Below are 12,284 nucleotides of genomic sequence, written 5' to 3' on the forward strand. Positions count from 1 at the left end.
CGGCTTATTAAGATTTTTGATAATATGCCTCTGGAATGGTTCCCATTAGAATACATTCAATATTTTATTACCGTTCCTCCATTCTCATTTTGGCTTTCTCCTATACCCGGCCAGTTTATTGATAATACGATCCAAAGTTCAAGGTGAAACGTCGGCCATGGCCAGATCGACCGCAATGGTGCACTACGTTTTAACCATTGAGAGTTTGATAAAAAACTGGAAAAACTCCTACCTATCGGGTTTTTAGGATTCCAAAAAAATGATTAAAAAGTGTCCTTCATCCAATTATATGGTTTCCTTTTTACCCAATTGCCTCTAGTGAAATCTGGAAAATCCTGGGGTTCCCCATTATTGGCAATAGATAGTTCGGACAAGGGTGTAATGGCACTCCAAGCTGCGGCATCGTAGGCATCCATAGGGGGTGCAATATTCGCTTTGGCAGATTCCACAAAGGCGTTGATTACGAAGAAGTCCATACCACCATGTCCCGCGCCACTGGCGTATTCGCCATATTTTACCCAAAGAGGGTGGTCATATTTTTTTAGCCATTCATCCGCACTATCCCATTTATGAGGCTCTGATTGTCCCTCAACATAAATTCGGTTGCCATCCACTTCCCAGAGACCATTGGCGCCCTGCACCCTAAACCCCAAGGAATAAGGTCTTGGCAGATTACAGTCATGGGTAACAATTATGGTCTCGCCATTGGAAGTATCGATCGTGGTGGTAATAACATCCCCTTGTTTCCATTTCAACTTGGCATTTGGATGATCTTCCCCGCCTTTGGCCACAATATAATTATGCAAGCCAATTGCCTTGGTGGCGTGGGAGGTAAGGGACATAAATCGATTCCCCCTATTGATATCGCACATTGCGGCTATGGGCCCTACTCCGTGGGTTGGATATACATCGGCATTTCTTAACAAGGAATGTTGGGTACGCCATTTTGCTTCGGAAATTCCCTTTTCTCCAAATTCCACCCCTACACCATAGGCTTCCGTACCATCATTGAACTTAACGCCCCTTAGATCGTGCTGATAACCACATCTAAAATGAACCAATTCACCAAAAACATCCTGTCGAACCATGTTCAGAACCGCCAAGATATCCCTCCTATAGTTTACGTTCTCCAAGATCATCATATGGGTTCCGCTGCTCTCATGGGTATTCACCAAATCCCAACACTCCTCCATGGTATTTGCGGCGGAAACTTCCAAGCCTGCGTACTTGCCAGCTTGCATGGCATCCTTGGCCATGCGAGTGTGCCATAACCAAGGGGTCGCAATAATAACCGCATCCACTTCCTTGCTTTCCAAAAGATTTTTATAGTCCAAATCGTCCTTTCCAAAAACCTGCGGCTTCGCTTTCCCCTTTTCGGAAATCATATCCAGGGCAATTTTCGTTCGGGCTTGATCTACATCGCATATAGCTGTAACAAGTACATCGTCCCGCATCAATAAATTTCTAAGGTGATTGGTGCCACGCAGGCCCACACCGATCATACCTACGCGGAGCTTTTGCGCGGAAAAATGCATTCCCATGGAAAATTGTGGCCAAAGGGCCGCTCCTGTTGCCGCTATGGAGGTGGATTTAATAAAATTTCTTCTGGATTTTGAGTTCATTGCGATACGGTTTTATATATTAGAGTGGGTCATGTTTTGGATACGCAACCCCGGGTCGACCTGTATGTTATATGCTTCCTTGGCACCAGCGGAAAGCAGTGTGTCAACAATTTTAGTTTCAGTACCAGGTTCAGTTAGGACCACGATACTACCGCCACCACCCGAGCCCACAATTTTTGCCCCGTAGGCACCCTGTTTCAAAACGGCATCGATCATGACATCGATTTTGGGGACCGTAATTTTTAATTTATCCTTCAACAAGGAGTGATGGGCGGTCATCAACCTACCTATTTCCTGTAAATCCAAATTCGGTTTTTGCAATTCCAACAAGGCCCTTTGAGTAATATGGTGGTTTTCAATGGCCGCCTCAAAATAAGGAACCAAATCCAATGGCAGTAGGGGACCATATTTTTTTAGGTCCGAAATGGTGGCCTTGTGAATATTAAAATCATTGTATTTATCCGAAACTATTTGAATGGCCTTTTGGGCATTTCCCTTAACTCTTCCCAAAAGTCCCACAGTTTCCTTGGGAACCCCAGATACCCCTGTCACCATTCCATCCAATTTAGTACCGATGGTACGGCATTCAAAAGGTGCCTCTGTTTTGATATGGACAACCCCGCCCATGGCGATACTAAAATGGTCCATCATGCCACCAGGTTCCCTATGTTCCATGATTTCGGCCCTGTATCCCAGCTCTGCTAAAAACTCCCGGTCGACCGGCCTGTCAATGCCAAAAGCCTCTATTAAAAAATAAATCCATGCCAAAAGAACCGCCGAGGAGCTGGAATTCCCAGAATTAATGGGGATGTTCCCTGTAATATCCACATCGTAACCCCTGTTTGGGAGACACCCCTCACGTCTTAAAACGCGTAGTGCCGAGGCGAAATAATCCCGGGGCTCTAGAGATCCGAATTCCTCTGAAATTGGAATATCCCTTTTGGAATCGATATCCTGCATCCGAATCTTAAAAACCCCGGAATCGTTGGGCGAGGCTTTTAGAAAGATATGCCGATCAATGGCACAGGCAATTACAGGAAGTCCCAAGTAATCCTGATGGTCCCCAAACAGACAAGTCCTACCCGGTGCCACTATTTTTATTTCTTTGTCTATCAAAATTCCGATCTCTTTGAATTTGTCCAACGTATTGCTTTAATACCAGAAGCTAATTGATTTAGAAGGTACATCATCAACGTAGCAATGATACAAAAAATGTGTTCGAGCACAAATTTAATATTCGGGTAAAACCGAAGTATTAAAACCGTATGCATCTTGACTGACAACGAGTACCGCTTTCAAATCAACCACTTGTAATCCCATAGGAGGCACCTATGTTAAAAACCTGTTGATTAAAAAGAGGGCTATGGTTTTAATATTTATTTATATTTGGAAATCGACCATCCACACCGATGATAAAAAATATCAAGACCATGTTCAGTAACATGAACGACTCCACGCGCGAGGCAGCCCTCACTTGCCTTTGCAATGAGTTTAAATTGAACGATAAGCGGTTTATAAAAAAAAATTGGATGATCGGAGGTAGAATTCCAGAGGAGTACCAGGAAAGAACCGTTGTTATTTTCCAGAATTTATTGCGGGAACAAGCCCTCAAAGTGCGGGAAATTAAGGTAAATCTATAATTACAACCTCTCCGGATTTTACTTAAAAAGTATTTGCAAAACCTTTAAATCAACGTTCAGGGAAATCAAAAACCTCTCCTTTAACTATGGATGTATCTATAGGTAGACCTAAAATTTCAAGCAGGGTTGGTACTATCTGATTGCTAAACAACTGTTCCTTTAACCTTATTTCCCCTTTTGCCGTTATGCCCTTTCCAAAGGCTATCAACCATACACTTCCTGCTCCTTGTACATCGGAGCCATGACTTCTCCAGGAATCCAACGGTGCAGAGCCACGGCCATGGTCCGAAGTTATCAAAAACAGTGTATTGTCCTTATAAACCGAATCGGATTGGGTAAAATCCCACAACTCCTTAATAAACAAATCGGTGGTTTGGGCCGATTTCAAATAAGCACCGTAATCCCCATCATGGGCAAAGTCGTCCGTTTCCCCATAGGCGATATACACCAATTTTGGATGGTTCTTCTTCATTTCCTCCAAGGCAAAGTAATGGGTGAAAGCATCTAACCTCACGGAACCCCATGGACTGGGCACCTTGGGTTGTAATTCGTTCAGGAATTGCTCCCTATCAGTTAGAGAATCACCATGTGCTAAATCAAAACCTGCATTGACCGGAACCTTTGACCGTTCCTCATTAATGATGTAAGGAAAAACATCCCAGCTACCAAAGGCCGCCACCTTACCTTGATATCTTTGATCTTCGTTGGCTATTTCCAAAATGGTCCTATTGGGGTTTGGCACTTTGTCATTGCTTGTAATTTGCTCATCATCCGCCCTTCCAGTCAAGATCTCATTATATCCCGGGTAGGAAAACCACATGGAATTGGTCAAATCCACCTTATTTCCCAGACTCCTGTTTCCATATATCTGCCCCATAGCTGATACCTCGTTCCAAATAAATGGCAGTAAGGCCTTCCTTCTTTCTACAGAAGATTTCTTCCAAAACAACCGTTTTAAACTCGTGGTATCCTGTACATAATCACTGTTGGCCACCAAAAGCGAATCCGCACCGGTAAAAAGTTCTTGCCAGCGAAAACCGTCCAAGGTGATCAGCACGATATTGATTTCTTCTTGTTGTGCCCTTACTTGGGCGCTTCCCATACAAATGAGTAGAAAAAGCATTGGCATTTTATAGTTCATTTTTCGTTTGTTTAATATTTGATTCCTTTTAGTGTATTATCATCTTACCTGAACTAAAAGTTATTAACGATCTATATTGATAACTTTTGGTGTGCATTTCATCGAAAAAATTGCTCTTTTAATCGTGAAAACAAATTCAAAATCTATTTTTGGCCGACCCATTTAGCCAAATATTCATTTACCCATAGCATTTTAAATGAAAATACGCCTTTTCAAGTTCCCTTCCCTAGCGTTGCTTGTTTTTGTTTTGCTTATTTTTTCAACCTCCTGTAACAAGGAAACCGATTTGGTTTCTGAATTTGTCATTAAGGACAGCGTAAAGGTAATTGACCAAAATAGTAATGAGCAGCTTGTAGAAATAGAGGCCGTAGAGGGTTCCAACTAGTATCCCTTCCCATCCGTTTGGAGCAACAATAACCGTTTTGGCGACCCTTATTTTCCAATCTTTATAATACCTTAGTGGGAAACTATTTTTTAATGTCCTCCCCATTTAAACGAAACATTTCACTAACCGGCGATACCAAATTGACCGGTATTGCGCTTACAGAATCTAAAGAATATGCCGCTGGATTTCCGGGGATTAAAGTCGCGATTCAGCATACTTTTAAGGAAATGGGGGCTTTGGAAGCCTTGGGCACGCTTTCCAAAATGAACCAAAAGGACGGGTTCGATTGTGCGGGTTGCGCTTGGCCGGACCCAGAAAAACCTTCCAAGCTTGGGGAATATTGCGAAAATGGGGCAAAAGCCCTTGCAGAGGAAGCCACATACGAAAAGGTGGATGCCGATTTTTTCAAGGAACACAGTGTCGAGGAAATTTCAACTTGGTCCGATTTTAAAATTGGCAAGAGTGGCAGATTGACCCAACCTATGATTTTAAGGGAAGGAAGTATCCATTATGAACCAATCTCCTGGGATGCCGCTTTTGATACAGTTGCCCAATATCTAAAATCCCTGGAATCCCCGGACGAAGCTATTTTCTATACTTCGGGCCGGTCCAGTAACGAGGCTGCCTTCCTATACGGACTATTCGTGCGTGCCTTTGGCACCAATAACATGCCGGACTGTTCCAACATGTGCCATGAAAGCAGTGGGGTCGCCTTGTCCGAGACTTTGGGCATTGGAAAGGGGTCTGTAAAATTGGAGGATTTTGATGCTGCAGAAGTAATCATCGTTATGGGGCAGAACCCGGGAACCAATCATCCCAGAATGCTTTCCGCACTTGAAAAGTGCAAAAAGAACGGTGGAAAAATAATCAGTATCAATCCCTTGGCAGAGGCCGGATTGATTCGGTTCAAAGACCCACAATCCCTTACAGGTATCACAAAGGGCACCTCATTGACGGATATCCATCTTCAGGTAAAAATCAATGAGGACGTTGCCTTGCTAAAATTGATCATGAAAAAGTTGGCCCGTTTGGAAAAAAACGGGAAAAAAGTGTTCGATCACGGCTTTATCGAAACCTATACCCAGGGATTTGATAGCTTCCTAAAGGACCTAGATCGCCACAAGGAGAGTGAACTTTTGGCGAGATGCGGTATTCCCGAGGAAACTATTGACGAAGCTGTTTCATTACTGTCGGAAAAAAATAAAATCGTCATCTGTTGGGCCATGGGACTTACACAACACAAAAATGGCGTGGACAATATCAAGGAATGTGTAAATCTATTACTAAGTAAGGGAAGTTTGGGTAAACCAGGCGCAGGGACATGCCCGGTTCGGGGACATAGCAATGTACAAGGAGATCGCACGGTGGGTATTATGCATCACGTTTCCAAAGAACTGAATGAGACTATAGAACGTGTTTTTGGTTTTACCCCACCTGAAAAAGAAGGATTGGATACAGTAAAGGCGCTCAAAGCCATGCACGAAGGGAAGGCAAAAGTATTTGTTGCCTTGGGCGGTAATTTTGTATCGGCCGTGGCCGATACTTCTTATGCAGCGGAAGCACTTCAAAACTGTGAACTTACCGTACAAATTAGTACCAAGTTGAATCGCAGTCACTTGGTTACGGGAAAAACAGCATTGATCTTACCGACTTTAGGTCGGTCCGAAAAAGACAATCATAATGGTAAGGACCGATTCCTGACCGTTGAAAACAGTATGGGAAAGGTGCATCGAACCAAGGGCATACTGCAACCAAAATCGGAACATTTAAAAAGTGAACCAGAAATTATTGGGGGTATTGCCCAGGCCTATTTCAAAAACCAGCATCCGGTAGCATGGGAAGATTTGGGCAAGGATTATGATGGTATCCGACAAAAGATGTCCGAAACGTTACCGGGATTCGAATCCGTTCAAAAAGCGTCCAAAGGAACAGGCTATTACCTACCCAACAACGTTAGGCAACTCGATTTCAGTAAACTGAAAAACGGCAGGGCCCAATTCAGTATTTGCAACTTGGCAAACCACACCTTACAACCCAACGAATTTATCTTGATGACCATACGTTCCCATGATCAGTTCAATACTACTATCTACGGTCTCAATGACCGCTATAGAGGTGTTACGAACGAACGCCGTGTGCTTTTTATGAACCAAAAGGATATGGAGAGATTCGGCTATAACACCTTGGACATCGTGGACCTGGTAAGCAACTATGATGCGGTCGAGCGACGTGCTCAAAGATTTTTTATCGTCCCTTATAATATCCCGCAAGGAAATCTGGGAGCCTATTTCCCGGAAGCCAATATGGTGGTTCCCCACAACCATTATGCGGATAAAAGTAATACGCCCATTAGCAAATCCATTATCGTACATTTGGAAAGGTCGAAATAAGTATTTCCCGACCATGCTTTATTCCCCTTTCAGTAAATTGAACTAACTTTAAAGTGGCCTTTTCCAATCGCTATTTTGTACTGTATCGTTGACATAGAAACCACCGGCAACGGAATCAAGGGTAATAGGATTACCGAAATATCCATTTTTAAATACGATGGGCATGAGGTGGTGGATGAATATACCACCTTGGTAAATCCGGAATGTGATATTCCCTTTTTTATTACCGGACTAACGGGTATAGATAACGATATGGTCAGGAACGCCCCGAAGCTCGAAGAGATTGCTCCCAAAATACTTGAAATTACATCAGGTGCCATTTTTGTGGCACACAGCGTAAACTTTGACTACAATGTCATAAAAAACGAACTAAAGCTTCTTGGATTGGAGTTTTCAAGAAAGAAGCTGTGCACTGTTCGTTTATCAAGAAAATTGATACCCGGTTATCATTCCTACAGCCTTGGGAAACTGTGTTCAGCCGTTGGGATTCCCCTTTCAGACAGACACCGGGCCCGTGGAGATGCCCATGCTACCATGCTCTTGTTCCATAAGCTATTACGGACACAAGATGCCGAAACAGTATTTAAGTCCTTTTTGAACGCCAAATCCCAGGAAGCTACCCTACCCCCTTCCCTGCCCAAATCGGAATTTGAAAAATTACCCGCAACACCGGGGATATATTATTTTAAGGACTCCAAAGGACAAATAATTTATGTGGGAAAGGCTATCAACATTAAAAAAAGGGTATTGGGACATTTCTATGACAAATCTACCAAGGAAATCGCTTTATGTTCAGAAACGGGCTACTTGGACTTTGAGGAAACGGGAAATGAATTGATTGCCCTATTGCTGGAATCAGCTGAAATTAAAAGGCATTATCCTAAATTCAACCGCGCCCAAAAACGAAAAATACAGCAGTATGCCATTTTTAGTTATGAGGACCGAAATGGAATCCTCCATTTGGCCTATAACAAAATCAATATGGCTCCCAATCCGCTACTGGTTCTATATAGTATTGCTGAATGCAGAGCCTTTATGGAGGCACTGTGCGAAAACTTTGAGCTTTGCCCAAAATACTGTCACCTACAAGACAATGTGGATACATGCTCACATTTTAGAATAAAAAATTGCATCGGGATATGTTCAGATATCCGTCATTTGGAAACTTATAACGAGCGGGTAGGTAATGCGATAAGATCCCTAAGTGAAAAAAAATCTGATTTCGCCATCAAACTCAAGGGTAGAAATCCTGATGAAAACGGTTTTGTACTCGTCCAAGAAAATCTGTATATGGGATTCGGATTTGCTCCCAAAGATAGCCCGCTGCTAACATTGGATGATTTTGAAACTTTTCTTTCAAAACAAAGAAATACCTTGGAAACACAACGCATTGTAGAAGCTTTCGTACGGAAAAATCAAAAAGGAATCGTAGGTTTAAAGGGCGTAGAAACCTATTAAGGTTATCAGTCCTTAAATTTGTGATACATACGGATTACAAAATACAACCAAAGGATGAATATAAGCCCAACAATGATGGAATAAACCAAAACTACCTCCACTACTTTCTATATTTTAGATAGTTCATAAAGCCTAAGATAGTTGGCGCCCAAAATGCAATAAAAATCGCGTCCAACTTTTGCCCCTGTAGGAACATGACCTCGGAGACAATAATAATGGAAAGAACGACTAGGAGCATGATTACGTTCATCACTCCAATACGTTTTATAAAACTTTTTAGCATACTCAAAATAAATGGAATATAACAGGCATATCCTACAAACCAGGATAAGCAACCCCTTTAATTCTTGTTTATCTAAAAGTACGAAAATATGTGGTCAAAAAAACAAGTTTATCTAAGACTGCTTTCCTTTTCCACTGTTCATGAGGCTAAGAGTTACCACAACAAGGGCTATCACCACTGCGGCAAATACGCCGATCATAATAATGCCGTTACTCCAGTTCACTAATGGTAGCAAAGTTTTCATATGTTATTATTTATTGATTATAATAGGTTAAATGCGATTCACCAACAATCATCCTTTGTTGTTTTCAAGATTTGTATTGGCTTGTTCCACGAGTATCCACTTAAAAGGGTTGTGCTAACACTAAATTTTCCAAAGAGCTCTATCGCCCCTTAAATTATTGTTCAAAAGTAAAAGGGAAGAGCCCAAAATTTTATGATTTCTGTCATGAACATTCTTTTATTAAAAGAGTATTTACCGAGCTTTTTTATTCTCACGGGCAACCCTAGCACCAAGTGTGGACAACTGATAGGCCTTGTCAAAATAGTCAACTGCCTCCTTGGTGGTTACAAAAAGAAACTCCTTTTGAAGTTCATTTATGATATTGGTGGTAAAAATAATATCTCGTATAGGTCCTGTGGCCCCAGCAATGTAAAACTGAAGCCCCATTTCATGTATTTCATGTATGAGTTTGGAAAGCATATCGGCACCCGTGGCATCAATATAGGTCATGGCTTCGGCATTCAAGATGACCGCCTTTAAATCCGACCCCTTTCCTTTGATTTGCTTTAGCATCTTCTTTTTAAAATAACCCGAATTACCAAAATAAAGTTGCGAATCGAACCGCACAATGAGCAGATCTTTTCTTATCACGACCTCATCGTTGAAACGATTTATATTTTTATAATAATCAGAACCCTTTACATTCCCCAACTCGGCAAAGTGGGGTTTGGAGGTGCGGTATACCATTAGCAATAACGACAATAGTACGCCCACTACGATGCCTTGAGTGATTCCTATAAAAAGTGTAACCAAAAAAGTTATTGCAAGCACCCCAAATTCATCCTTACGGCCCTCCCATAAATAGTTGGCATATTCAAAATCTATCAACCCAAAAACCGAGACCATAATGATGCTGGCCAGCACCGTATTGGGCAAGTATTGGAAAACGGGCGTAAAAAATAATAGGGTAAGTACGACCAAAACAACACTAAATAAACCCGCCAAATTTGTTTTGGCACCTGCTTCCTGATTAATGGCCGACCTAGAAAAACTGGCGGTGGAAGCATATGCCTGAAAAAAAGAACCTAAGATGTTGGATGCTCCCAAAGCAATCAATTCCTGATTGGCATCAATGGTTTCCTCCCCACTTTTCTCTTCCAAGGCCTTGCCAATGGATATGGTCTCCATATAACCCACCAAGGCCAGAGCAACGCCCATGGGCCAAAGACTTTTTACACTTTCAAAGCTAATGTTGGGAATTTCAAAAGAGGGCAAGCCTCTAGAAACCTCGCCCACCAAATTCATTCCGTAAGAGCCCAAACTAAAGAAGTACACGGCCATGATGCCCAATACAACTACCAAAAGGACTGCAGGAAAACTCTTTTTCCATTTTTTAAAACCCAAAATCATGAGAATGCAAAGGATGCCCAATCCCAAATCATAGGGGTTGGCATCTGCCATTTGCCGCAGTGTCAATGCTACAATTTCGTGAAAATGATTGCTATTAGGGACACTAATTCCCAACAAGTGTTTTAGTTGGCTTACCATAATAATTATGGCCGCCGCCGAGGTAAACCCACTGATTACGGGTTTTGACAAAAAATTGACCAAAAATCCCATTCTGAATATGCCCAGAAGTAATTGTGTAGCCCCCAAAATCAAAACCAACACTACGGCCAAAGCGATGTAATCCGATATGTTTGAAATTGCGAAAGTCCCCAACGCAGCTGCCACTAAAAGGGAATCCATGGCCACGGGTCCCATGGCCACTTTACGTGAGGTGCCTAAAAAAACATAGGTCAATACAGGAATCAAGGCCGTATACAGACCATAAACCGGAGGCAACCCGGCAATCATGGCGTAGGCCATACCTTGTGGGACCAAAACTATCCCTACGGTAAGTCCGGCAATAAGGTCTTTTGTAAAATAGGCTCTTTTATAGGTTGATGCCCATTCTAAAAACGGTAGAAAACGCTTCACGTTTCAAAAGTAATCAATTAACCAATCAAGGCTCAGTTCAGCATCTTGTTAAACTCCAAGGCCTTTCCAACCCAAAAATCCAAATCGTCCTCTTTATCAAAACCTTCCGGATAAATAAAAAGATAACCGAGCATGGGCCTACCTGTAAAATCCATTTTACGGCTTCCTTGCTTCTCCAGTAGTTCCTCGTAATTCAATTTACCAACACGTACCATTAACCGGTCCTGTTGGTTATTTTTATCCCGATCCACACCCACACACATTTTGCCGTTGACCATAAAGAGGTAGCCACCCATCATTTTCTTTTCTTCTAAAAGACCCGCTCCTTTCAAACGTTGTTTTACCCTATCTACTAAATATTCGCTATAGGCCATAACCCAATCATTTAGGATGAATAAAAGCCCTGAAAACAATAGGTTTGGAATTATTTAAATACTTAAACCCAGCATCCAAATTAGCCTGCTCCACGGCATAAGGATAAAAGGTGATGGGTTCTATACAGACCATGTTGGGAACTTCCGTCCACAGCATAAAGTGTTCAAAACCTTCGGTTTTGATGGTCAGTTCCAATTGGTCCTTGAGTATGATCGAGGATTCATTGGGTACCTGAAGGGCCCTGCTACCTACCGCCATAACTTCCGGGATGGAAATTTCCTTTTTCTGGGATTTAATTATTGGGTGCTCCGTGGTAAGGCTGAAGGCCGGGTGGTATCCCAACATAAAGGGCATGCCATCTTCCCCTTCGATTTCAAAACAGATTTCCAGGCCATCTTCTTTCAAATGATATGATTTTTTGAAGTTGAAATCATAAGGCCAAAAAAGTTCTGGTGCGGTCGACTTCCCAGGATATTTGGAATTTTTTATGCGTGTATTCGCTTGATAGCGCTTTTCAAAAACCGCTTTTGTATCAGCGGCTTCCAAAAGTTCGTATTTCAGTTCCCGTAGCAATCCATGTTGGTCTTGGACAGCTTCACCTTTGGGAGTGTGTACCTTGAAATCGGCTTCATTTGTGGGTCCAATAATGGGAAACATCTCCGTATCCGAATTTCGCCAACCCGGACTTCCTTTTTTATGTATCAATTCGTGGCCATCCACCAGATAGCCTACCAGTTCACCTTGGTCGATCCGTACTTGTTGTTTAGGTAAGGTAAGTATCGTCATG

11 protein-coding genes are annotated in these 12,284 nt (G+C 42.3%); 4 read left to right on the forward strand and 7 right to left on the reverse strand.

Translation table 11 applies throughout. The features are described from left to right. Nucleotides 1–263: 263 nt before the first annotated feature. Both DZC72_RS01020 and DZC72_RS01025 read right to left on the reverse strand, forming a co-directional pair. On the reverse strand, nt 264–1,622 hold the full coding sequence (locus DZC72_RS01020; RefSeq protein WP_125221077.1) for a Gfo/Idh/MocA family protein: 1,359 nt from the start codon (nt 1,620–1,622) through the stop codon (nt 264–266). A gap of 12 nt (nt 1,623–1,634) precedes the next feature. Then, nucleotides 1,635–2,765, reverse strand: coding sequence for a mevalonate kinase family protein (locus tag DZC72_RS01025; protein WP_243641615.1), 1,131 nt, complete (start codon nt 2,763–2,765; stop codon nt 1,635–1,637). Nucleotides 2,766–3,031: 266 nt separating this feature from the next. Here DZC72_RS01025 and DZC72_RS01030 point away from each other — a divergent pair, with 266 nt between their 5' ends. After that, complete coding sequence (locus tag DZC72_RS01030) at nt 3,032–3,262, forward strand: hypothetical protein (protein WP_125221078.1); 231 nt, start codon at nt 3,032–3,034, stop codon at nt 3,260–3,262. Between the two features lie 49 nt (nt 3,263–3,311). Here the strand turns inward: DZC72_RS01030 and DZC72_RS01035 are convergent, their stop codons facing one another. Continuing rightward, nucleotides 3,312–4,403 (reverse strand): sulfatase-like hydrolase/transferase, encoded by a 1,092-nt coding sequence (locus DZC72_RS01035; RefSeq protein WP_243641616.1) that lies wholly within the window; start codon nt 4,401–4,403, stop codon nt 3,312–3,314. A 196-nt stretch (nt 4,404–4,599) separates the two neighbouring features. Between DZC72_RS01035 and DZC72_RS01040 the strand changes: the two genes are divergently transcribed. The 3 genes from DZC72_RS01040 to DZC72_RS01050 all read left to right on the forward strand — a co-directional run bounded on the left by DZC72_RS01040 (nt 4,600) and on the right by DZC72_RS01050 (nt 8,636). Continuing rightward, complete coding sequence (locus tag DZC72_RS01040; protein ID WP_125221079.1) at nt 4,600–4,788, forward strand: hypothetical protein; 189 nt, start codon at nt 4,600–4,602, stop codon at nt 4,786–4,788. Nucleotides 4,789–4,880: 92 nt separating this feature from the next. Further along, nucleotides 4,881–7,178 (forward strand): FdhF/YdeP family oxidoreductase, encoded by a 2,298-nt coding sequence (locus tag DZC72_RS01045; protein WP_125221080.1) that lies wholly within the window; start codon nt 4,881–4,883, stop codon nt 7,176–7,178. Nucleotides 7,179–7,253: 75 nt separating this feature from the next. Continuing rightward, nucleotides 7,254–8,636 carry an exonuclease domain-containing protein gene (locus tag DZC72_RS01050; protein WP_125221081.1) on the forward strand — a complete coding sequence of 461 codons (1,383 nt, stop codon included), beginning with the start codon at nt 7,254–7,256 and terminating at the stop codon, nt 8,634–8,636. Nucleotides 8,637–8,736: 100 nt separating this feature from the next. On the opposite strand, the gene DZC72_RS01055 is transcribed toward DZC72_RS01050, so the two are convergent. The 4 genes from DZC72_RS01055 to DZC72_RS01070 form a co-directional block, all read right to left on the reverse strand. Next, a complete protein-coding gene (locus DZC72_RS01055; RefSeq protein WP_243641707.1) occupies nt 8,737–8,889 on the reverse strand; it encodes a hypothetical protein in 153 nt (50 codons plus the stop codon). Nucleotides 8,890–9,394: 505 nt separating this feature from the next. Next, nucleotides 9,395–11,122 (reverse strand): SulP family inorganic anion transporter, encoded by a 1,728-nt coding sequence (locus tag DZC72_RS01060; protein ID WP_125221083.1) that lies wholly within the window; start codon nt 11,120–11,122, stop codon nt 9,395–9,397. A gap of 32 nt (nt 11,123–11,154) precedes the next feature. Beyond that, entirely contained in the window at nt 11,155–11,496 is a 342-nt protein-coding gene (locus tag DZC72_RS01065; protein WP_125221084.1) for a TfoX/Sxy family protein, read from the reverse strand. Nucleotides 11,497–11,503: 7 nt separating this feature from the next. Then, complete coding sequence (locus DZC72_RS01070) at nt 11,504–12,283, reverse strand: aldose epimerase family protein (RefSeq protein ID WP_125221085.1); 780 nt, start codon at nt 12,281–12,283, stop codon at nt 11,504–11,506. Between the last annotated feature and the right edge of the window lies 1 nt (nt 12,284).

It is taken from the genome of Maribacter algicola, from assembly GCF_003933245.1.
In the GTDB taxonomy this organism is placed as follows: domain Bacteria; phylum Bacteroidota; class Bacteroidia; order Flavobacteriales; family Flavobacteriaceae; genus Maribacter; species Maribacter algicola.